This is a genomic window from Pseudophaeobacter sp. 1A09344, assembly GCF_041008745.1.
Classification (GTDB): Bacteria; Pseudomonadota; Alphaproteobacteria; order Rhodobacterales; family Rhodobacteraceae; genus Phycobacter; species Phycobacter gallaeciensis_A.
In genome coordinates, this window is the sequence record NZ_JAXGFS010000010.1 from 134,881 (window position 1) to 155,849 (window position 20,969).

Annotated in this window: 19 protein-coding genes; 5 read left to right on the forward strand and 14 right to left on the reverse strand. The window is 61.4% G+C overall.

Annotated features, from left to right (window positions below; genetic code table 11):
- Positions 1 to 52 precede the first annotated feature (52 nt).
- From SM765_RS17275 to SM765_RS17325, 11 genes are all read right to left on the reverse strand, one after another.
- Positions 53 to 1,372, reverse strand: a complete 1,320-nt coding sequence (locus tag SM765_RS17275; protein ID WP_274832548.1) for a glutamine synthetase family protein — start codon at positions 1,370 to 1,372, stop codon at positions 53 to 55.
- 147 nt (positions 1,373 to 1,519) lie between these two features.
- The gene (locus SM765_RS17280) at positions 1,520 to 2,326 is read right to left on the reverse strand and encodes an ABC transporter permease (RefSeq protein WP_274838510.1); all 807 of its coding nucleotides are present in this window, start codon (positions 2,324 to 2,326) and stop codon (positions 1,520 to 1,522) included.
- Complete coding sequence (locus tag SM765_RS17285) at positions 2,323 to 3,204, reverse strand: ABC transporter permease (RefSeq protein WP_082995986.1); 882 nt, start codon at positions 3,202 to 3,204, stop codon at positions 2,323 to 2,325. Before SM765_RS17285 ends, SM765_RS17280 begins: the two co-directional genes overlap by 4 nt.
- A gap of 128 nt (positions 3,205 to 3,332) precedes the next feature.
- Positions 3,333 to 4,043 carry a transporter substrate-binding domain-containing protein gene (locus tag SM765_RS17290; RefSeq protein WP_065270690.1) on the reverse strand — a complete coding sequence of 237 codons (711 nt, stop codon included), beginning with the start codon at positions 4,041 to 4,043 and terminating at the stop codon, positions 3,333 to 3,335.
- Between the two features lie 44 nt (positions 4,044 to 4,087).
- Positions 4,088 to 4,834, reverse strand: coding sequence for an ABC transporter ATP-binding protein (locus SM765_RS17295; RefSeq protein WP_065273507.1), 747 nt, complete (start codon positions 4,832 to 4,834; stop codon positions 4,088 to 4,090).
- A gap of 202 nt (positions 4,835 to 5,036) precedes the next feature.
- Positions 5,037 to 5,819, reverse strand: a complete 783-nt coding sequence (locus SM765_RS17300) for a phosphate/phosphite/phosphonate ABC transporter substrate-binding protein (RefSeq protein WP_274838511.1) — start codon at positions 5,817 to 5,819, stop codon at positions 5,037 to 5,039.
- Positions 5,816 to 6,256: a tellurite resistance TerB family protein gene (locus SM765_RS17305; protein ID WP_065270688.1), complete on the reverse strand. Its 441-nt coding sequence runs from the start codon at positions 6,254 to 6,256 to the stop codon at positions 5,816 to 5,818. Before SM765_RS17305 ends, SM765_RS17300 begins: the two co-directional genes overlap by 4 nt.
- Positions 6,238 to 6,720, reverse strand: coding sequence for a tellurite resistance TerB family protein (locus SM765_RS17310; RefSeq protein WP_065270687.1), 483 nt, complete (start codon positions 6,718 to 6,720; stop codon positions 6,238 to 6,240). The genes SM765_RS17305 and SM765_RS17310 overlap by 19 nt, the downstream gene beginning before the upstream one ends.
- 41 nt (positions 6,721 to 6,761) lie before the next feature.
- Entirely contained in the window at positions 6,762 to 7,055 is a 294-nt protein-coding gene (locus SM765_RS17315; protein WP_065270686.1) for a DUF1330 domain-containing protein, read from the reverse strand.
- A gap of 172 nt (positions 7,056 to 7,227) precedes the next feature.
- The gene (locus tag SM765_RS17320) at positions 7,228 to 10,365 is read right to left on the reverse strand and encodes a valine--tRNA ligase (protein ID WP_274838512.1); all 3,138 of its coding nucleotides are present in this window, start codon (positions 10,363 to 10,365) and stop codon (positions 7,228 to 7,230) included.
- A gap of 340 nt (positions 10,366 to 10,705) precedes the next feature.
- Positions 10,706 to 11,149 carry an Lrp/AsnC family transcriptional regulator gene (locus SM765_RS17325; RefSeq protein WP_274835675.1) on the reverse strand — a complete coding sequence of 148 codons (444 nt, stop codon included), beginning with the start codon at positions 11,147 to 11,149 and terminating at the stop codon, positions 10,706 to 10,708.
- 131 nt (positions 11,150 to 11,280) lie between these two features.
- On the opposite strand from SM765_RS17325, the gene SM765_RS17330 reads away from it, so the two are divergent.
- Genes SM765_RS17330 through SM765_RS17340 form a run of 3 tightly spaced genes read left to right on the forward strand, consistent with a single transcriptional unit; the run spans position 11,281 to position 15,838 of the window.
- Entirely contained in the window at positions 11,281 to 12,438 is a 1,158-nt protein-coding gene (locus SM765_RS17330; RefSeq protein WP_274838513.1) for a type III PLP-dependent enzyme, read from the forward strand.
- Positions 12,439 to 12,480: 42 nt separating this feature from the next.
- Positions 12,481 to 14,778, forward strand: a complete 2,298-nt coding sequence (locus tag SM765_RS17335) for a xanthine dehydrogenase family protein molybdopterin-binding subunit (RefSeq protein ID WP_274838514.1) — start codon at positions 12,481 to 12,483, stop codon at positions 14,776 to 14,778.
- Positions 14,756 to 15,838, forward strand: coding sequence for a T6SS phospholipase effector Tle1-like catalytic domain-containing protein (locus SM765_RS17340; protein ID WP_065270682.1), 1,083 nt, complete (start codon positions 14,756 to 14,758; stop codon positions 15,836 to 15,838). The genes SM765_RS17335 and SM765_RS17340 overlap by 23 nt, the downstream gene beginning before the upstream one ends.
- 420 nt (positions 15,839 to 16,258) lie before the next feature.
- On the opposite strand, the gene SM765_RS17345 is transcribed toward SM765_RS17340, so the two are convergent.
- Together SM765_RS17345 and metF are read right to left on the reverse strand one after the other, a co-directional pair.
- Entirely contained in the window at positions 16,259 to 16,750 is a 492-nt protein-coding gene (locus tag SM765_RS17345) for a PaaI family thioesterase (RefSeq protein ID WP_274838515.1), read from the reverse strand.
- A gap of 102 nt (positions 16,751 to 16,852) precedes the next feature.
- On the reverse strand, positions 16,853 to 17,722 hold the full coding sequence (gene metF, locus SM765_RS17350; RefSeq protein ID WP_065270680.1) for a methylenetetrahydrofolate reductase [NAD(P)H]: 870 nt from the start codon (positions 17,720 to 17,722) through the stop codon (positions 16,853 to 16,855).
- A 94-nt stretch (positions 17,723 to 17,816) separates the two neighbouring features.
- On the opposite strand from metF, the gene SM765_RS17355 reads away from it, so the two are divergent.
- Positions 17,817 to 18,722, forward strand: coding sequence for a LysR family transcriptional regulator (locus SM765_RS17355; protein WP_274828422.1), 906 nt, complete (start codon positions 17,817 to 17,819; stop codon positions 18,720 to 18,722).
- A gap of 66 nt (positions 18,723 to 18,788) precedes the next feature.
- Here the strand turns inward: SM765_RS17355 and SM765_RS17360 are convergent, their stop codons facing one another.
- On the reverse strand, positions 18,789 to 19,829 hold the full coding sequence (locus SM765_RS17360) for an NADPH-dependent curcumin/dihydrocurcumin reductase (RefSeq protein ID WP_274838516.1): 1,041 nt from the start codon (positions 19,827 to 19,829) through the stop codon (positions 18,789 to 18,791).
- A gap of 244 nt (positions 19,830 to 20,073) precedes the next feature.
- Here SM765_RS17360 and SM765_RS17365 point away from each other — a divergent pair, with 244 nt between their 5' ends.
- Positions 20,074 to 20,859, forward strand: coding sequence for an inositol monophosphatase family protein (locus SM765_RS17365; protein WP_065270677.1), 786 nt, complete (start codon positions 20,074 to 20,076; stop codon positions 20,857 to 20,859).
- The last annotated feature ends 110 nt before the right edge of the window (positions 20,860 to 20,969 follow it).

A 20,969-nucleotide genomic window follows, 5' to 3' on the forward strand; every position in this document is an offset into this window, starting at 1 on the left:
ACCAAATTTGATCAAATTTATTGTAGCCGAGCCATAAAGGCCAGGCAAGGGATCATACCGCTTCGAGCCAGGACAGCCAGTGGCTCTCTTTAGGGCGGCGGGCGAATTCCTCCAGTTCCTGCCGTTTTGTCATCACCAGATTGCGGATCGCGGTTTTTGGCAGGATGCGGGCGATGATGGGATCGCTCTCGAACAGGTCGATTGCTTCCTGCCATGTCGCGGCAAGCTGCGGCAGGCCCTTGATGTCATAGATATTCCCACTCGAGGGGGCAGGCGGCTGCATCGCGTCCTCGATCCCGACAAGGGCCGCGCCAAGTACAGTGGCCAGCATCAGGTAGGGGTTGATGTCCCCGCCTGCGGCGCGGTGTTCGATCCGGCGCGCCTTGGGGCTGCCGCCGGGAATACGGATTGCGGCGGTACGGTTTTCATAGGCCCAGGCCGCGCTGGTCGGTGCATGGGCGCCGGGGATCAGCCGGTCATAGGAATTGCCGTGGGGCGCAAAGATCAGGGTGCTGGCAGGCATGGCGGCCAGACAACCGGCCACCGCGTTCAGGAGCAGCTCGGACCCGGCGTCGGTGCCATTGTCGAAAATGTTGTTTCCAGCCTCATCGACCACCGAGAAATGCACGTGCATGCCATTGCCGGCTTCCTCGGCATAGGGTTTCGCCATGAAGGTCGCCGCAAACCCGTGTTTGCGTGCCAGACCTTTGATCAAGGCCTTGAACAGCCAGGCATCGTCGGCGCAGCGCATGGCATCCTGATGGTCGAGGTTGATCTCGAACTGGCCGAGGCCGGCCTCGGAGATGGCGTCCTTGGCGGGAATGCCCATCGCCTCGGCGCCCTCGTAGACATCGGAAAAGAAGGCGTCAAAGGCATCAAGCTCGGCCACCGACAGAACCGATTGCTGGTCCAGCTCGCGTCCGGTGAGCGGATCAATCGGCGGGCCGGGTTGGGCACCGCCATCATCCACAAGGTTGAATTCCATCTCGGTGGCGGCAACCACACTCCATCCCCGCGCCGCATAACGCTCCAGGACATGAGCCAGAACCTGACGGGGGTCGCCCATGAACGGCGTTCCATCCTCAAGCATCATGGTCATCGGAACCAGGGCGGACGGCGTGCTCAGCCAGGGCATGGGCACGGCGCCCCGGTCCGTGGGCAGCAGGATGCCATCGGCATCGCCGGTCTCGAACACAAGCGGGCTGTCTTCGATGTCGCGCCCCCAGATATCCACGTTGAGCACCGAGACCGGCATCCGCGCGGTGCCATCATCCAGCTTATGTGCTGCGCTTGCGGGCATGCGCTTGCCGCGCATCTGTCCGTTCATGTCACAGGCGGCAATGCGGACGGTTCTGAGGCCGGACAGGTCCATAGGGGGCTCCATTGTTTCTGACCATAGTTCTACCCGAGCCGCGTAAAGACGCAATCAAAATTTGATCAAAAATTGTCGCAGCCGCGCCTGCGCACAAAAAATGGCCCCCGAAGGAGCCATTTTCAAAGTGCTATTCCGTGGCGGCGTTCAGCGGATAAGGCTTGGCCTGAACCGCATTTTGACCCGTCTTTCCTTCGGTACGTGCCGGTTCAGTCTTTTGTTCACAAGGCCAAACAGACCTATGATCAAAAGCGTCAGCAGGATGAAATAGAAGGCCAGGATCGGATAGGGCACAAAGGGGTTGAAGGTCTTGTCCGCAAAGTAATTCGCGTAATAGAGCGCATCGCCCTTTTGCCGCCAGGCTGGGAAGCCGGAGAAGAAGACCAGCGTTGTGGCGTGGAACAGGAAGATTGCCTCATTGGTGTAGGACGGCCAGGCGAGACGCATCATCGTCGGCCACATGATGCGCCGGAACCGGTGCCAGCCCGACAGGCCATAGGCATCCGCCGCCTCGATATCGCCCTTGGGGATTGATCGCAGCGCACCATAGAAGATCTCGGCGCTATAGGCCGAGGTGTTAAAGAACAACACCACCAGCGCCCCCAACCAGGCCGAGGAGAAGGCATCAAGGATGGGCGAGAAGCCCTTCATTTCCAGGAACAGGAAATAGGCAAAGAAGAACTGGATGAAGAGTGGCGATCCCCGGAAGACGAAGATGAACCATTCTGCCGGTTTGCGCCAGACCGCGGACTGCGAGTTTTTTGCCACCGCCAGAAGGTTGGCAAAGAAGAAGCCGGTAATCACCGCAAGGGTGCCGAAATAGATGTTCCAGATCATCCCTGATCCGATCAGGGTGAAATGTTCGCACAGGGTGAAATCACTGCGCGGCAGCAGGCGTTCCCCGTAACCAAGTGAGCGGAAGGCGTAGGCCTGAATGGTCTCGATACAGCTCATTTGGCTTTCCTCTGCGCTTCACCGCCCAGGGTGGCTTGCCCATGCGACAGGCGGGTCGTGATCCGGGCCAGCACCACCTCTGACACCTTGGTAAAGGCGAGGTAGAAGACCAGCAGCGCCAGGAAATACCACATGCGCCAGTCGCCGTGCGGGTAATCGGTGAACTTGGCCGTCTTGGAGCCGCCCAGTTCACGCGCCCAGTAGACGATATCCTCGACGCCCAGAAGGAACAGCAGCGGCGTCGCCTTGATCAGCACCATCCAGAGGTTCGACAGGCCGGGCAGGGCATAGGTCCACATCTGCGGCACCTGAATGCGCCAGAAGGCCTGCCTGCGTGTCATGCCATAGGCCTCGGCGGTTTCGATCTGCGGTCGCGGCACCGCGTTCATCGCGCCATAGAGCACGTTGGCCGCAAAGGCGCCGAACACGATAGCGAAGGTCACCACCGCAAGGGAGAAGCCGTAGACTTCGTGGATCCACTGCGGCGAGGTGCCCAGCGGCATCTTGGCGATGTCGCAGACCAGAAAATCGCTGCCCTGGCGGATCGGTTGATCCCAGTCCGGGCATTTGACCTTGTGGCGCAGCCATTCAATTCCCTGATCCAGCGCGATGACGAAGAATAGGAAGAAGGCAATGTCGGGCACACCGCGCACGATGGCGATGTATCCCTTGCCCAGCCAGGACAGGGGCGGGAAGTGAGAGCGGGCTGCAATAGCGCCACCAAAGCCGAACAGGAGCGCCAGCGGCGCAGTGATGGCGAGCAGCAGCAGGACCGTCCCGAAAGCGAGATAAAATCCCATGTGCTTTCCGGTGGTCAGGTAACATGACAGCCACTGGAGGCCCTCCAGGGTGGCCGGGTCTGAGCAATAGGAGAAAATGGCTGACCTCGTCGTCTATGTCACCCGCATCCCTCCTGACGGAGCCGGATCATGCGCGCAACGGGGGGAATACAGCAAAGGGGAGCAGTGCCCCCCTTTGCCAGTCTCTTGGAAAGGGCAGGCGTGGCTTACCAGGTGCCGCCGACTTCCCATTTGGTGATCAGCTCGTTCAGGCTGCCGTCTTCCTTCATCGAGGTGATGGCGGCGTCGAACTTGCCGCGCAGCTCGTCATCGCTTTCGCGGAAGGCCATGCCGATGCCACCGCCCAGCGGTACATCGTCACCGACGAAGACCAGGTCAGAGGCTTCGACTTCCGGCTCCAGGTAATCCTTGTCGGCCAGAACGGCGTCAGCTTCGCCGGATTTCACGGCTGCGATGGTTTCATCCGGGGTCGGGTATTCCACCAGGGTCGCGCCGGTGTCGACCACGTGGTTGGCCTGGATGGTTGCGGTCTGGGCGGCGATGATGCCACCGGTCAGGTCCACATCGCTGGACATCGCGGCATAGGCCGAGGGCGACGGCGGTGTGTAGCCTTGGGTGAAGTCGACGACTTCTTCACGCTCTTCGGTGATCGACATGCCCGCGATGATCGCGTCGTAGTTTCCCGAGGTCAGGTTCGGGATGATCGAATCCCAGTCGTTGGTGACCCATTCGCAGGTCAGCTCGGCGCGTTTGCACAGCTCGTCACCCAGCTCGCGCTCGAACCCGTCCACTTCACCCTTGTCGTTGATGAAGTTGTAGGGAGGGTAGGCGCCCTCGGTGCCCAGACGCACGGTATCTGCCAGTGCCACGCCTGCGGTCAGGGCCAGGGCGGCGGTGCCGAGAAGAATGGATTTCATGAGTATACTCCCGTTTTGGTTGGTTATTGGTCGTTTTATTGGTTTTAGCGTTTGGTCGAAGACAGGAAAGCCTTCAGTCGTTCGGATTTGGTGTTGCCAAAGACCTCGGCCGGGGTGCCTTGCTCCTCGATCAATCCCTGATGCAGGAACACGACGTGATCGGAGACGTCCTCTGCCATCTTCATGTCGTGGGTCACGATCATCATGGTACGGCCTTCGGCGGCCAAATCCTTGATCACCTTGACGACTTCCTGCTCCAGTTCCGGGTCGAGCGCCGAGGTGGGTTCGTCGAACAGCAGGGCTTCGGGCTCCATGCACAGAGCGCGGGCGATGGCGGCGCGCTGCTGCTGGCCACCCGACAGTTGCGCCGGGTAAACGTCGCATTTGTCGCCGATGCCGACCTTGTCGAGATATTTGCGCGCAGAAGCTTCAACCTCGGCGCGGTCGCGTTTCAGCACCGTCAGCGGCGCCTCCATCACGTTTTGCAGGATGGTCATATGGGACCACAGGTTGAACTGCTGGAACACCATCGACAGGTTGGTACGGATGCGCAGAACCTGTTTTGCGTCGGCAGGGCGACGGCTCAGGCCGCTGCCGACCCATTTGATCGGCTCGCCCTTGAACAGGATTTCCCCCTGCTGACTGTCTTCCAGAAGGTTGCAGCACCGCAGCAGCGTCGATTTGCCAGACCCGGATGAGCCGATCAGCGACACCACGGCGCCGCGCGGGGCGGTGATGTCGACGCCCTTGATGACCTCCAGATCGCCATAGGATTTATGCAGACCGCGCATCTCCAGAACCGGAGTGGCGTCGGGTGCAGTTTTGCTCGCAGGCGTTGCTTTGGTCGTTGTTTCGGTCAAGGTGCGCGTCGTCCGGTTGGATAAAATTTTGTCTTATTGGACCCAAAAAAAGCCGAATTGCAATGTTCAAACCGCACAAAGATCCGTGGTTTCCTGCGAAACGGTCAGGCCTGCCGACAAAACGGACAATGCATCAGGCCTTGGCGCGGGCGCGGATCTTTTGTCCGGTCAGCACTGGGCCGGGCGGTGTCGGCACCGCCAGATAATCGGACATGGGAATTTGTACGATACCCTTGAGGTGCAGCGTCGCCAGCGTGTCCTCGTCGAGGTTGGAAATCGCGGTTTCAATCGCCTTGAACAGCACGTCCGGAGCGTTCCCGATGGCCGTGATAAAGGGCAGGCCGGGGGTCTCCGCGGTGCGCTCAAAGGCCTGAAGGTCGGCGGCGAAATCGTCGTATTGCTGCATCAATTCCCAAGATAGGATATCAAGGGCGGCAAAATCGGCGCGCCCCTCTGCCACGGCCAGAGCAGACTCCCGGTGGCCACCAGTCTCCAGCAATTCGCCGGGCAGCATGCCTTCATCCTGCATATGGATCAGCGGTCCGGCCCAGCCGGATTGCGACAGGCCGTCGTTATAGGCAAAGACCTTGCCATCAAGCTGGCTCAGGCGGGAGAGATCTGCATCTTTGCGGGCAACAAAGACGCTGTAGTAATGCCCCGGCGCGCAGCCTGCGTGGCCGTAATCGGCGGTCCCGATCAGCTGTACCTCGCCGTATAGGCGGGTGCGCAGCGGGCAGCCGCAGGTCTGGGCCAGCAGCAGGTTCTTTGCCGTCCAGGCGCTCCAGGGATCGCTTTTGCGGTCCAGCGTCTCCGGGACGTCCCATTCGCCGTCCAGCGCCTCACGTATTGCCGCCCAAAGACGGTCATTGGCCTCGGCGGTTTCCGGGCGGTCGTACATTCCAAGAAAAGCAATCACAGTGCAGCCTCCGCACGTTGTCTGGCCAGGGCGCTGTCCCGGTCGTTCACCCCAAGCAGGCTGGAGGAGAGCCGGAGCAACGTATCCTCGCTGTCATCTCTGTGGCCGTCAGCCAAGGCGACCATCCACAGCGCCTCGATCACCGCAGTACGGTCCTCATAGCGTACGGCATCCTTGATGGCGCGGGTGAAACGGACGGTGTCGGGGGCTTCGGCCTCCATCGCCTCTGCCTCTTCGCGCAGCAGGATCGCGCCTCCCATGTCCAGCCCGTAGCGGGATTGGTTGATGCGGTCGATCCGGTCCTTTTCCTCTTCGGAGTAGTTGTGATCCGATCGTGCGACGCGCACCAGAAGGGCGCAGAGGGCCAGTCGGGCGTCCTCATCCGCGAGGGTGACCTTCGCGGGGGACAGAAGGCGGTTCAGGAGGTCCTGGAACAAGTCTGAGTTTCCTCTGAGGCGTTGGCGAGTTTGCGGCGCGCCCGCTCCCGCGCGGTTTCGTTGTCGGCATAGGACAGGCCCATGGCCTTGCGGGCGTCTTCCACAATCTTGACTTCGCCCTCGTGTTCGTCGCCATCCGCCAGCACCACTTCCCACAGGGCGTCCAGCGCGGCGAGCCGTTCGTCAAGCCCGGTGGTTTCGCGGATCAGGCGGCCAAATGTATCGGTCTCGGGCGCTGCGGCGTGCAGTTTTTCGCAGCTGGCGCGCACCTTGGCCGCTTCAATGGCGTTATGCTGATATAACCGCGCCAGAATCCGGTCGATCAGGCTGATCTCTTCCAGCTGATATTCCCGGTCGGACTGCGCCACGCGCACCATCAGCGCCCCGAGGGCCAGTTCAGCGTCGGGATCCGGCAGCGCAGGGGGCTGCGGCGGGCGGAAGGCTTGAAAGAGCTTTTTGAGCATGAGATCAGGATACCCTGCAACGCCGGTGGGGCCAACAGTTTCTAACCGTCGTAGCCTTCGATGATTTCCATGTCGCCGGTCGAGACCGGATCGCGCAGCGCTTTGGCGTCTTGATAGGCGACCGAGTCGTAGCAGGCCTTTGCGGTGTCGAAATCCTTGAATTCGATCACGACCGTACGGGCGCGTGTTTGTCCTTCGCGGACTTCTTTCGCGCCGCCGCGCACCAGGAATTTCGCGCCGTATTCGGCAAAGGGCGCCGCGTTGGCCGCCACGTAGTCCTTGTAACGCTCCATATCGTCAACATCGACATGGGCAACCCAATATCCCTTTGGCATTCGGAATCCTTTTTGTCTTTTTGATAAGCTGAAACAGAAGCGACACAAAAACAATGGCCGCCTTGGCCTGAATTTCCCCGTTCGGTTCCGGAAAATCTAAAAAATTCGTTAAATAACGGGGTTGCGCCTAGTGAAAGCCGCCCGTTTTGCGCGGGCGGCTTCAAGGGGTATGTCAGCCGAGTTCAGAAAGGCGGGCAAGCGCCTCTTTGATCTTGGTTTCTTCCTCTTCGCGGGCGGCAAGGTTCTCGCGCGCTTCTTCCACCACCTCATCGGGGGCGGAGGCCACGAACTTCGGATTGTTCAACCGTCCGCGCAGGCCGCCAAGTTCCTTGGCCAGTTTGCCAAGGGTTTTCTCAAGGCGTGCCTTTTCCTCGTCGATGTCGATGATATCGGCGAGCGGCAGGCCGAAGGAAGCGCCGGGCGCCGAGATCGAGACACAGCCCTTCGGCAGGCTGTCGACCTTGGTCAGGCTGTCGATCCGCGCAAGGCGTTTGATCAGCGCCTCGTTGCGGTCCCATGCGGTTTGGGCGGCCTCGTCGATCTCGGTCACCAACATGGCGACCTTGAGGCCCGCAGGCACATGCATCTGGGCGCGGGCAGAGCGGGTGTTTTCGATCACCGAGATCACCCAGTTGATCTCCCGGTCGGCCTCGGCATTGACCAGGTCAGCGGCGGCGTAGGCGGGCCAATCAGCATGCACCAGCATCTTGGTGCGGGTTCCGGTCTGGCCCCACAGCTCTTCGGTGATGAAGGGCATGATCGGGTGCAGAAGGATCAGGCACTGATCCATGACCCAACGCATGGTCTCGCGGGTCTCGGCCTGGGCTGCGGCGTCTTCACCCTGCAACAATGGCTTGGACAGCTCCACATACCAGTCGCAGACCTTGCCCCAGACAAAGGCGTAAAGCGCCTGCGCCGCATCGTTGAAGCGATAGGCCTCTAGCGCTGCGTCCACTTCCTCACGCACGCGGGCGGTCTCGCCGATGATCCAGGCGTTGACGGCCTGCGCGGGCTTCAGATCGGCCACATCGGTCTGCGGCACCGCATCGGTGAAGACCCCGTTCATTTCGGCAAAGCGGATGGCGTTCCACAGCTTGGTGCCAAAGTTCCGGTAACCGGCGATCCGCTGCATATCGAGTTTCAGCACCCCGCCGAGGCTCGCCATCGCCGCATTGGTGAAACGCAGCGCATCAGCGCCGTATTCGTCAATGATATCCAGCGGGTCGATGACGTTGCCGGTGGATTTCGACATCTTCTTGCCCTTGGCGTCGCGCACAAGGCCATGCAGGTAAACAGTGTCGAACGGGATCTGATCCACGACGGCCAGCTGCATCATCATCATGCGGGCAACCCAGAAGAACAGGATGTCCTGCCCGGTGACCAGCGTCGAGGTCGGGAAGTATTTGCCCAGTTCCTCGGTTTGTTCAGGCCAGCCCAGCGTGCCGATTGGCCACAGACCGGAAGAGAACCAGGTGTCGAGCACATCGGGGTCACGCCAGACCGGGTAGACCAGTTTGGTCGGATCCTGCGTGGTTTCATACTCGGCCAGCGCGGCGGCAAAGGCCTTGACCGCATCGGCGCGGGTTTCGACTTCAACCACCTGCGCGTGGTTCAGCGGCGTCGGCAGGCCAACCAGAATGTCGTCGAATTGCGGTTTGACGCTGTCGAAATCAGCGGCGCAATGGCGCGGCTCTTCGCCGATCAGCAGCTTCTGCTCCCACATCAGGCGCAGGCTTTCGACCAGATCAAGCGCGCCATCGCCCTCGTCATCGGTGAACCCTTCACCGGAGAGGTCAAAGCCGTACCAAACCGGGATCTGGTGGCCCCACCACAGCTGGCGCGAAATGCACCAGGGTTCGATGTTTTCCAGCCAGTGGTAATAGGTCTTCTCACCCGACTCCGGCAAGATCCTGACGGTGCCGTCCTTCACGGCCTCCAGCGCCGGGCCGACGACCTTTTCAGCGTCCACGAACCACTGGTCGGTCAGCATCGGTTCGATCACCACCTTGGAACGGTCGCCGAAGGGCTGCATGATCGGCTTGTTCTCGACCAGCGGCACCATGGTTTCGACAAGGTTGCCCTCGTCGTCCGTCTTGGCCTCTTTCACCATCACGGCGAGACCTTCGTCGGTGATCTGCTGAACAACGGCCTTGCGGGCCTCGAAGCGGTCCAGACCGCGCAGGTCCTCAGGCACCAGGTTGATGGCGTCGGCTTCGGCCTCCGAAAGGGTCTGCTCGCCCTTGGCGACGGCCATGGCCGTGGTTGCGGCCTCTTCGTAAGGCGCACCATCGGCACGCATCGCGCCCTTGGTGTCCATCAGGCGGTACATCGGGATGCCGCCGCGCTTGGCCACCTGGTAGTCGTTGAAATCATGTGCGCCGGTGATCTTCACCGCACCCGAGCCGAAGTCGGGGTCGGGGTATTCATCGGTGATGATCGGGATTAGGCGGCGGTGTTCCTTGGGGCCGACCGGGATTTCCACCAGCTTGCCCACGATGGGGGCATAGCGCGCGTCATCGGGGTGCACCGCAACCGCGCCATCGCCCAGCATGGTTTCGGGGCGGGTGGTGGCGATGGAGATGTAGTCGCGCTCTTCCTCGAGCGTGACATTCCCGTCCTCGTCCTTTTCGACGTAGGTATAGGTCGCACCGCCCGCGAGCGGATACTTGAAGTGCCACATGTGGCCTGCGACCTCGATATTCTCCACCTCAAGGTCGGAAATCGCGGTCTCGAAATGCGGGTCCCAGTTCACCAGCCGCTTGCCGCGGTAGATCAGGCCCTTGTTGAACATCTCCACGAAGACCTTGATGACGGCATCGTGGAAGTTGCCCTCTTCGCCTTCCGGGGCACCGGGGGCGCCGGACATGGTGAAGGCGTTGCGCGACCAGTCACAGGAGGCGCCGAGGCGTTTCAGCTGATTGACGATGGTGCCGCCGGACTGGCTTTTCCAGTCCCAGACCTTTTCCAGGAACTTTTCCCGGCCGAGTTCGGCGCGGGAGGGCTGCTGGTTCTTCGCCAGTTCGCGTTCCACAACCATCTGGGTGGCGATGCCGGCGTGGTCCTGTCCAGGCTGCCACAGGGTGTCAAAGCCCTGCATGCGTTTCCAGCGGATCAGGATGTCCTGCAGCGTGTTGTTAAAAGCATGGCCCATGTGCAGGACGCCGGTGACATTGGGGGGCGGGATCATGATGCAATAGGTGGAAGCCTCGGGCTTCGCGTTTGCGCCTGCCTTGAAACAGCCCGCCTCTTCCCAGGCCGCGTAAAGACGGCTTTCGGCTTCGGCTGCGTTGAATGTCTTTTCCATCGCCATCGGTTTGGTCCTGCGTGCGTGTCATTTTTCGTCGCGTTCTCCCATATAGAACGGGGCGGCAAAGGGAAAGTGCCAAGGCGGGCAGGAAAATAAGGCAGGCGGGGGGAATAATGCGGGTTTTGGCGCCGTCAACGCGCGGGGCGGTAACGGTGGTTTAACTCTGAGCCGCTAGGGTGATTTATGAAGAGAACAGCGGGTCCTCCCCTCGGTCCGCCATTCACGAGACGCCCGGCCAGACTTTGATGCGGATGCCCGCAAAGTCGGCCGGGCGCACTATTTTGGGCACCCCGTAAATTCTGTAAATTCTGTTTTCACCGGTGTTGAAGGATGGGCGCGGCGCTTAGCCCCGGCTGCCGCTGCGGTCCAGTTTGGTCGATAGGTGGATCAGGCTTTCTGAAGAGCGGACGCCGCGCGCCTCGCCAATGCGGTCGATGGTTTCGTCCAGTTCATCCGTGGTTTGGGCCACGACCTGCGCCAACAGGTCGAACCGGCCCGAGGTCGTATGCACCACTTCGACCCCCGGAAGGCTGCGTAGACGGGCCAGAACCTCGGGGCCGCTGCGGGGTTCGATGGAGATCAGCACCGTCGCCTGCAGGGGAGGGCGCACTGCAGGGGAGATTTTCAGCGTGTATCCGGCGATAACGCCCAGCGTTTCCAGCCGTTCGATCCGGGTTTGAACGGTGGTGCGCGCAAGATTGAGGTGACGCGCCAGTTCGGCCACCGGGCGGCGGGCATTGTCGCGCAATAGCGCCAGAAGTTGTTGATCTGTTTCGTCTATCTGCATTTTTTTGTGCCATAATGACGGAAATTTTCGTCATAATATCAATATTGACGGGGGAAATCGACGCGCTACTGGGCGAAAATGCAAGAAAACCGTCAATCGGCACGCAGTCCGTCCAACAAGGCTTTGATCTTATGCAGCATATTCCCCCGCTCTGGCTTGACCCCGAAACGCATCTTGCGCGGCGGCAGCCGGATCATCCCATCCTCTATTTCTCGCCGCGGGTGCTGCACGCGGTGGCGGACCGGTTTCTGACCGGCTTTCCGGGGCTGGTGACCTATGCGGTCAAGGCGAACCCGCATCCGGCGGTTCTGTCCAATTTGGTGGCCGCCGGGGTGTCGGCCTTTGATGTGGCATCGCCTGCGGAAATGGAGGCGGTGCGCGCCGCCAGTGCGGATGCGGTGATGCATTACAACAATCCGGTGCGCTCGGATGTGGAAATCACCGCAGGTATTGCCCACGGCGTGGCCAGCTGGTCGGTGGACGAGGCAAGCGAGCTGGACAAGCTGGCCGATGTGTCGCGCGACTGCGAGATCGCGGTGCGCTTTGCCTTGCCGGTCGAGGGCGCAGCCTATGATTTCGGCAGCAAATTCGGTGCCGCCCCGGAAGAGGCGATCGCGCTGCTGCAACGGGTGGCGGCAGAAGGCTGGACACCGGCTCTGTGTTTTCATCCCGGCACCCAATGCGAGGATGCCTCGGCTTGGGTCGAATATATCCACGCCGCACGCCGGATCGTCGATGCCGCCGGGGTAAAGGTGGCGCGGCTGAACGTCGGCGGTGGCTTTGCCGCCAACCGCGATGGCGTGGCGCCGGATCTTGAGACGGTGTTTTCCGCTATTGGGACTGCGGTTCGCGATGCCTTTGGTGACGCCGCGCCAGAGCTGATCTGTGAGCCAGGCCGGGCGATGGTGTCTGAGGCCTTTACCCTGGCGGCCCGCATCAAGGGGCTGCGCCAGGGCGGCGGTGTGGTCTACCTCAACGATGGGATCTATGGCGGGCTGGTCGATATCCGCGACATGGGTTTGCCCGGGCGCGTGACCGTGGTCAGCGCCGAGGGGCAGCACCGGTCGGCGCCGCGCAAACCGCGCATCGTGTTCGGCCCGACCTGCGACAGCCTGGACCGTCTTCCGGATGGTCTGCCGTTGCCCGAAGACAGCGTCACAGGCGATTATGTGCTGTTCCCCGGGCTTGGTGCTTATTCTTCCGCCATGAGCACGCAATTCAATGGCTATGGCCTTTCGGATGTGGCCACCGTGATCGAGCTCTCTGGACAAGCTGGCACGCGAGGCTAATGTCGGCCCCAAAGCAGCACTGAGCGCGCGAAGGGGATGAGCATGGAAAAGTTCGGAAAAAGCCAGCCGGTGAAACGGGTCGAGGATGTCCGGTTCCTGACGGGACACGGCCGCTATATCGAGGATTCTGCGCCCCAGGGCGCCTTGCGCTGCTGGGTTCTGCGCAGTCCTGTGGCGCATGGCACGATCACCCGGCTGGACGTCGAAGACGCCCGCGCCGCCCAGGGCGTGCAGATGGTGGTGACCTATGCCGACTATCTTGAGGCGGGTTATGACACCGGAATCGATGGCATCCTGATTAAGAATCGCGACGGATCGGGCGCGGCGGCACCGCATCGGCCGATGCTGGCCCATGATCGCGTGCGTCATGTGGGCGAACCTGTGGCGGTTGTTGTGGCCGAAACCATGGATCAGGCCCGCGATGCCGGAGAATTGATCGAGCTGGAAATCGACGACCTGCCGGTGAAAATGGACATCGCGCCGGGCGGTGAGCCGCTGCACCCGGATGTGCCGGACAACCTCGGCTTTGACTGGGGCATGGGCGATGAGGCCGCAACCGAAGCCGCCTTTGCCGAGGCGGCTCATACCGTGGCGCTGCAAGTCGAGGACAACCGGGTCATCGTCAACTCGATGGAGCCGCGCGGCTGTTTTGCCGAATGGAAGGACGACCGTCTGCATTTCACCTTTGGCGGGCAGGGCGTCTGGGGCGTCAAATCCAACCTCGCCAATAAACTGCGCCTTGAAGAAGAGCAGGTACATGTGGTGACCCCGGATGTGGGCGGCGGCTTTGGCATGAAATCGCAGCCCTATCCGGAATATTATGCTGTCGCCCATGCGGCAAAGGTTCTGGGACGGCCGGTGCTTTGGGTTGGGGACCGAACGGAATCGATGCTGTCGGACAATGGTGGGCGCGATCTGACCTCGCTGGCGGAACTGGCCTTTGATGCGGATCTGAAGATCACCGCCTATCGGGTGAACACCCGTTGCAACCTTGGCGCTTATAACGCGCCTTTTGGCCAGATCATCCAGACCACCCTGTTCAGCCGTGTTCTGGCCGGGGTCTATGACATCCAGACCGCCTGGTTGCGTGTCGAAGGGATCTATACCAACACCACCCAGGTTGATGCCTATCGCGGCGCGGGCCGCCCCGAGGCGATCTATGTGCTGGAGCGGGTGATGGACCGGGCCGCGCGTGAACTTGGCGTTGATCCCTGGGAGCTGCGGCGCCGCAATTTCATCGCCCCGGCGGCCTTTCCTTATGCCACCGTCACTGGCGAAAGCTATGATGTCGGTGATTTCAACCGGGTGCTGAGCCGCGCCGCGGAAGAGGCTGATATGGCAGGCTATCCGGCCCGCAAGGCTGCAGATGCAGCATCGGGCAAGCTGCGGGGCGTCGGCCTGTGTTACTATATCGAAAGCATTTTGGGTGATCCTTCGGAAGGCGCGGAAGTGGAGTTTCTGGAGGACGGCCGGGTGAATATCTATGTCGGCACGCAAAGCAACGGACAGGGGCATGAAACCGTTTATGCGCAGTTCCTTGCGGATCAGACCGGCATTCCTGCAGACCAGATCCAAGTGGTGCAGGGCGACAGTGACCTGATCGCCAAGGGCGGCGGCACAGGCGGGTCGCGTTCGGTCACCACGCAGGCCAATGCCACCCTTGCCACCGTCGATGCGATGGTCGCGGCCTTTACGCCTTTCCTCGCCGATGAAATGGGTGTCGAGGAAGACGCAATCGAATTTGATGGTGAAACCTTCCGCGCGCCGGGATCCAACGTTACCCCCACCGTACTTGAAGCGGCCGAGATGGCCCGCGCGCAGGGCCGGACCGAGTTGCTGCGTCACTCGGCGCGGGCCACGCTGCCGGGGCGCTCGTTCCCGAACGGGGCTCATATCTGCGAAGTGGTGATCGATCCGGAAACCGGCGCGTCCGAGGTTGACCGCTATACTGTGGTGGATGACTTTGGTAACCTGATCAACCCGGCGCTGGCCGAAGGGCAGGTGCATGGCGGTGTTGCGCAGGGCCTGGGTCAGGCCATGCTGGAACATGTGGTCTATGACGAAGAGGGGCAGCTGCTCACGGCAACGTTCATGGACTATGCCATGCCACGGGCGTCAGATATGCCAATGATCGGCTTTGCGACCGAGGCCGTGCCCTCGACCCAGAACCCGATGGGGATGAAGGGCTGCGGCGAGGCCGGAACCGTGGGCGCCATGGCGGCGGTCGCCAATGCGGTGCAGGATGCGGTCTGGGCACGTGGTGTGCACCAGATGGACATGCCGTTCACGCCGTTGAAACTATGGGAAGTGCTAAGGGATGTCTCTGTCGCAGCTGAGTAAACGTGTCTTTGGATGGCTCGGGCGGCCTTTGCGGTCCGAGCATTCCGCCGAGACCGCGCTGCGCGGGCCGCAGGCCCATGTGATCATTCTGGACGGGACCATGACCTCGCTGCGGCCGGGCCATGAATCCCATGCCGGGCAGACTTACCTTCTGTGCAAGGAGGTCGGCCCGGAAGTTTCCGTATTCTACGAAACCGGCGTGCAGTGGACGGGCTGGTCCAGTGCGCGGGATGTCATGGTGGGCACTGGGATCAACCGGCAGATCCGTCGTGCCTATGGCTATCTCGCCTCGCGCTACCGGCCTGGCGACAGTATTTTCCTGATCGGATACAGCCGCGGGGCCTATGCGGTACGCTCATTGGCCGGGGTGATCGGCGAGGTGGGCCTGCTGCGGCCCGAACACGCCACCGAACGCAATATCCGCACCGCCTACCGCCATTACCAGCAGGGGCAGGACGCGGAGATCGCGCGCGCCTTTCACGATGCCTATTGCCACGCTGAAACCCAGATCGAAATGATCGGCGTCTGGGATACGGTCAAGGCACTGGGCTTTCGTCTGCCGGTGCTGTGGCGCTGGTCCAAGGACCCGCATGGCTTTCACAATGATGAATTGGGCCCGCATGTGAAGAATGGCTATCATGCGCTGGCGCTGGAGGAGACCCGCGACGTCTTTGCTCCGGTGCTGTGGTCCTGTCCCGACGGGTTCAACGGCCGGGTGGAGCAGATGTGGTTCCGCGGCGCCCATGGGGATGTGGGCGGGCAGCTTGGCGGTTTTGAGGCGGCGCGGCCGCTCGCGAACCTGTCGCTGGTCTGGATGCTGGAAAAGGCCGAGGATTGCGGATTGCCGCTGCCGCAGGATTGGCGCATGCGGTTCCCGGTGGATCCCGGCGCGCCATCGGTCGGCACCTGGCGCGGCTGGGGTAAGATCTTCTTGCTGCGCAGTCGCCGTCCGGTGGGCAAGGACCCGAGCGAGCGTCTGCACAGCAGTGCTAAGGGTTTTGTGATCAAGGAAAAGCGCTCGGCCTGGCGCCTGTTCTGGCCCTCGCGCGCAGCACGCTAAGCCTTCGTGTTGATCAAGGGGCGTGGAGGAATGCTTTCCTATGCGAATAGAACGCTTTGATTTAGCAGATAGCTACGAAGCCGAGTGTCAGATCAGTGAGGAACACCAAGTTGGGGATATCTACCATCGACGTGGAAACCGAGTAGGAAGTGGCGCCACACTGACACCGGTTGCCCGGTTTTTTGTCTGGCGTCCTGACTACTCGGAAGGGGTAAATCCGCACTGGCGCGTTGATTGTTACGTAAAGAGGCATCGCTTGTCTGGTGCCCCCGAAAAGCTAGCCAAGGCTCTTTCTGCCGCGCTGTTGGAGCGAGGCATCTGTGAGGCACCGATGTGGATCGGCTGGCACCGGAGCGAGGAACAGGGTGGGCAAGCGGTTGGAGATCTGTTCGAACTAGACTGAAGATCACAAGGTATCGATCAGCCTTTTGCGGGCGGCAGTTTCATCACGATGCAGGTGGTTGAACCTGTCGCATAGAGCTTGCCATCCTCGACGCCGCGGATTTCGCCATGGGCCACGCCGGTCGACCGTCCCACGTGATCGGTGACGCCGATGCAATCCACTGTGACGCCCAGTGGAATTGAGCGCAGGATGTTGATCTTGTATTCCAGCGTTGTGTAGGCGGATCCCTTGGGCACGCGAGTCATCACCGCGCAGGCCATGGCGCTGTCCAAGAGCGTACCGTACCAGCCGCCATGAACGGTGCCCATGGGGTTGGTCATGGAAAACTCCGGCGTGCCGCGGAAGACGATGCGGCCGTCGCCAACCTCGTGCAGAGCATAGCCCAGCTGCGCGCCGATGGGCGGGCCGGGCAGTTTGCCATCCAGAATACCTTGCATGAATTCAAGGCCCGACAGCTGGGTGATTTCCGACATCGGCAGCAGGTCCGCAGGCGATTTTGCAATGAACATGAAAGAGATGCCCCATCCAATTGAAGTGCCCGGCGCCAAGGCCGGGCAATCAGAGTTCCATTTTGGAATGAGGCTAGGTGCGGCTTACGGCGCCAGCAAGTCTTACGCCACGTTCTCGAGCGAGACCTTGGGCGTGATGCCAAGGGCGAAACAGACATCGCGGGTAAGCTCGGGACGGTTCAGCGTGTAGAAATGCAGCTTTTCGACGCCGCCTTCGAGCAGCTCGGTGCAGAGCTCGCTGCACATCGCGGTGGCCAGCAGATCAGCGCGGTCATCGCGCAGCGCCTTTTCAAAGGCATCTTCGACCCAGGCGGGGATCTTGGTCCCGCAGCGGCGGGCAAAATTGCGGGCGCCTTTCCAGTTCTCGATCGGCAGGATACCCGGCGTCAGTTTCGAGCCGTCGATGCCCGCCTTTTCGCAGGCATCGCGGAAGCGGAAGAAGGTTTCGGGTTCAAAGAAGAACTGGGTCAGCGCTTCGTCCGCGCCTGCGTCCAGCTTGCGCTTCAGCCAGTCGACATCGGCCTGAGCGGTTGCAGCATCGGGGTGCTGGTCAGGGTAGGCGCCGACACGCACGGTGAACTTTCCGGTGTCCGCCAGGGCCTCGATCAGTTCAACCGAATTGGCGAACCCGTCGGGGTGCGGGGTGAACTTGCCTTCGCCCTTGGGCGGGTCGCCGCGCAGGGCAACGATTTCAGACACGCCTGCCTCGGCAAAGCGGTCCGCGATCTCCATCGTTTCGGCCTTGGTCGCCTGCACGCAGGTCAGGTGCGCGGCCACATTAAGGCCCGAGGATTTATGCAGCGTCGCCACCGCATCGCGGGTTAGATCGCGGGTGGTGCCACCGGCGCCATAGGTGACAGATACAAAGCGCGGGTCCAGCGGTGCCAGAACCTGAACCGTGTCCCAAAGGCGGAAAGAAGCCTCAAGCGACTGCGGCGGAAAGAACTCGAACGAGATGTCAGGGGTCTTCATTAGGGGATCTCCGACTGATTTGACCTCTTGTTGCACACGCAGCATTGTGAGACAAACTCATAATTCTCAAGAACAACATGAGCGACGCGATAGAATGCACATCGAATTCCGCCATCTGCGCACGATCAAGGCCATCCACGAAGCCGGCGGTCTGGCCCGCGCGGCCGAGCAGTTGAACATCACGCAAAGCGCGCTCAGCCATCAGATCAAGGGGCTGGAGGAACAAGCGGGGGTGGAGTTGTTCCTGCGCCGCTCCAAGCCGATGAAACTGTCGCCTGCCGGGCTGCGGCTATTGCGTTTGGCCGAACAGGTCCTGCCGCAGGTCGAGGCCGCACAGGCCGAGTTTTCCAACCTGCGCGAGGGTCACGCCGGGCGGATGCATATCGCCATCGAATGCCACGCCTGTTTCGAATGGCTGTTCCCCGTGCTTGAGGCCTTTCGCAAAAGCTGGTCGGACGTGGATGTGGATATCCGACCGGGCCTCGCCTTTGACGCACTTCCCGCGCTGCAAAAGGAAGAGGTGGATCTGGTGGTCTCCTCCGACCCGGACACGCTGCCGGGCGTCGAATTCATCGAGTTGTTTGATTACCGACCGGTCTTTGTCGCCTCATCGCAGAACCCGCTGGCGGCAAAACCCTATATCGAGGCTGAGGATTTCCGGGATCAGACGCTGATCACCTATCCGGTGGAGAAATCCCGTCTGGATGTGTTCAGCCAGCTCCTGACACCGGCGGGGGTCGAGCCTGCGTCTATCCGTCAGGTCGAGTTGACCGCCGTGATCCTCTTGCTGGTGGCGTCGAACCGGGGGGTGTCTGTTCTGCCAGATTGGGTGGTGCGCGAGGTCAAGTATTCCTCGGACTATGTGACCCGGCCGCTGACCGCAGAGGGGATTACCCGCAGGCTCTATGCTGCGGTGCGCAGCGAGGACCGCGAAAAGCCCTACATGCAAGAGCTGATCCGCCTGGCCAAGGTCGAGGCGCGCAAGCTGCAGCAGCAATAACGCGTTTGGCAGTGCCCCCGCCGGGCTGATCTCGGCGGGGGCGGTTTCTTGGACGTAAACAGGCGGTCAGATAAGTTTGACGATCTGCTTGCCAGTATTGCCGCCCTTCAGCAGCGAGCGGAACGCCTCGGGGGCGTTTTCCAGACCAGTGGCGATGTCCTCAAGGAAGCGGATCTCACCCGAGGCCACCTTGGGCGCGACTTCTTTCAGGAACTCCGGGTAGCGGTCGAAGTGATTCGAGATGATGAAGCCGTTCACCGACAGGAATTTCACCAGGATATTGCGCCAGATGTTCGGCCCGGTCAGCGCCACATCCGATGCGCCTGCGCCCAGACCGCCGGCGTTGTACCAGGCGATCATACCGCAGATCGGGATACGCCCATGCGGGTTCATCAGCGGTAGCACCGCCTCCAGCACCTTGCCGCCGACGTTCTCGAAATAGATGTCGATGCCCTTGGGGCAGGCCTCGGCCAGATCCTTGCGCAGGGATTTTGCATCCGCATAGGCACGGTGATCCAGGCAGGCGTCAAAGCCGAAGGTCTCGGTCGCCAGTTTGCATTTGTCGGCGCCGCCCGCGATGCCGACAACGCGCAGGCCTGCCAGTTTGGCCAGTTGTCCGACCATTGAACCAACGGGACCGGTTGCGGCGGCCACTACCAGGGTTTCGCCCGCTTCAGGTCGGCCATAGGCGGTCAAGCCATGCCATCCAGTAAAACCGGGCATGCCCAGCACGCCAAGCGCTGCGGTGATCGGACCCTGCGCCGAATCCAGCTTGCGCAGTTCCTTGGCTGGCAGGCAGCCGTGGCTGGCCCAACCCAGCATGCCAAAGGCGAAATCGCCCGGTTTGAAGTGCGGGCTGTTCGACGCGATGACCTCACCCACGGCGCCGGCCTCCATGGTGCCGCCGATAGGCACCGGCGCGGCATAGGATTTGGCATCGTCCATGCGGCCACGCATATAGGGATCCAGCGACATATAGTGCGATTTAACAAGCACTTCGCCCTCGCCGGGCTGCGGCAGGTCAACGGTTTCAAGGCGGAAATTGTCATCCGTTGGCTCGCCGTCCGGGCGGCTGGCCAGCACGATACGCTGCATCTGTTCGGTCATTTGGATCTCCCTATCCATTGTGTCACTGTCCGTCTCACCTGTGTCTCACTGGGGCGATGCGGCTTATCTGAACTGTGTAGTTCAGTTTTCCGGAATGCAACCATCCTCGAAAATAACCCGACGGCAAAGAAGGCGAAGACGCTGTCCCGGAATTGCAGGGTATTGGCTCTTGGCAAGAAGGGGCAGGGCGCGTATAGGCACGGTTTGACCGGCATCTCCCCGACCGACACAGGAGTCTGCAGATATGATTGGCAGCGCGAACCTTAATGTGATGATCAAGGCCGCCCGCAAGGCAGGCCGCTCCCTCGTGAAAGACTTTCGCGAGGTTGAGAACCTTCAGGTCTCGATGAAAGGCGCGGGTGACTTTGTGTCCCGGGCGGATATCGCCGCGGAAAAGATCCTCAAGGATGAGCTGATGGGCGCGCGTCCGACCTATGGCTGGCTGGCCGAAGAGGGCGGAGAGACCCCCGGCGAGGATCCCACCCGCCGCTGGATCGTGGATCCGCTGGATGGCACCACCAACTTCCTGCACGGCCTGCCGCATTGGGCGATTTCGATAGCGCTTGAGCACAAGGGCAAGATCGTGGCCGGGGTGATCTATGATGCCGCCAAGGACGAGATGTTCTTTGCCGAAAAGGGCGCCGGTGCCTGGATGAACGACACCCGCATCCGGGTGTCGGGCCGTCACCGGATGATCGAATCCATTTTTGCAACCGGTTTGCCGTTTGGTGGCCGCTCGGATCTGCCTGCGACTCTGCAGGATCTGGCGCGGCTGATGCCCGCCTGCGCCGGTGTGCGCCGCTGGGGCGCTGCGGCGCTGGACATGGCCTATGTGGCGGCTGGCCGCTACGAAGGGTTCTGGGAACGTCGCCTGAACGCCTGGGACATGGCGGCTGGCATCATCATCGTCAAAGAGGCAGGCGGGTTGATCGAGGCGCTGGACCCCGAGGAGAGCATTCTCGAATCCGGCGAAGTCGTTTGCGCGAACGAGCCGATGTTCGAAGCCTTCGCCAAGGTGATCCGGGGCTGATCCCAAGACAGGGGTGCCGGGGTTATCCCCAGGAACTCCACAAGAATTCCACATGAAGAAGCGCGTGCAATCCCAGCGGTTGCGCGCGCTTCTTCATTTATCCACCTGGG

Excerpts from the sequence above, each read along its gene's own strand:
- SM765_RS17275 (WP_274832548.1), bottom strand. The coding sequence starts at position 1,372 with ATGGACCTGTCCGGCCTCAGAACCGTCCGCATTGCCGCCTGTGACATG.
- SM765_RS17280 (WP_274838510.1), bottom strand. The coding sequence starts at position 2,326 with ATGAGCTGTATCGAGACCATTCAGGCCTACGCCTTCCGCTCACTTGGT.
- SM765_RS17290 (WP_065270690.1), bottom strand. The coding sequence starts at position 4,043 with ATGAAATCCATTCTTCTCGGCACCGCCGCCCTGGCCCTGACCGCAGGC.
- SM765_RS17295 (WP_065273507.1), bottom strand. The coding sequence starts at position 4,834 with ATGCGCGGTCTGCATAAATCCTATGGCGATCTGGAGGTCATCAAGGGC.
- SM765_RS17310 (WP_065270687.1), bottom strand. The coding sequence starts at position 6,720 with ATGCTCAAAAAGCTCTTTCAAGCCTTCCGCCCGCCGCAGCCCCCTGCG.
- SM765_RS17315 (WP_065270686.1), bottom strand. The coding sequence starts at position 7,055 with ATGCCAAAGGGATATTGGGTTGCCCATGTCGATGTTGACGATATGGAG.
- SM765_RS17320 (WP_274838512.1), bottom strand. The coding sequence starts at position 10,365 with ATGGCGATGGAAAAGACATTCAACGCAGCCGAAGCCGAAAGCCGTCTT.
- SM765_RS17325 (WP_274835675.1), bottom strand. The coding sequence starts at position 11,149 with ATGCAGATAGACGAAACAGATCAACAACTTCTGGCGCTATTGCGCGAC.
- SM765_RS17330 (WP_274838513.1), top strand. The coding sequence starts at position 11,281 with ATGCAGCATATTCCCCCGCTCTGGCTTGACCCCGAAACGCATCTTGCG.
- SM765_RS17335 (WP_274838514.1), top strand. The coding sequence starts at position 12,481 with ATGGAAAAGTTCGGAAAAAGCCAGCCGGTGAAACGGGTCGAGGATGTC.
- SM765_RS17340 (WP_065270682.1), top strand. The coding sequence starts at position 14,756 with ATGTCTCTGTCGCAGCTGAGTAAACGTGTCTTTGGATGGCTCGGGCGG.
- SM765_RS17345 (WP_274838515.1), bottom strand. The coding sequence starts at position 16,750 with ATGTTCATTGCAAAATCGCCTGCGGACCTGCTGCCGATGTCGGAAATC.
- metF (WP_065270680.1), bottom strand. The coding sequence starts at position 17,722 with ATGAAGACCCCTGACATCTCGTTCGAGTTCTTTCCGCCGCAGTCGCTT.
- SM765_RS17355 (WP_274828422.1), top strand. The coding sequence starts at position 17,817 with ATGCACATCGAATTCCGCCATCTGCGCACGATCAAGGCCATCCACGAA.
- SM765_RS17360 (WP_274838516.1), bottom strand. The coding sequence starts at position 19,829 with ATGACCGAACAGATGCAGCGTATCGTGCTGGCCAGCCGCCCGGACGGC.
- SM765_RS17365 (WP_065270677.1), top strand. The coding sequence starts at position 20,074 with ATGATTGGCAGCGCGAACCTTAATGTGATGATCAAGGCCGCCCGCAAG.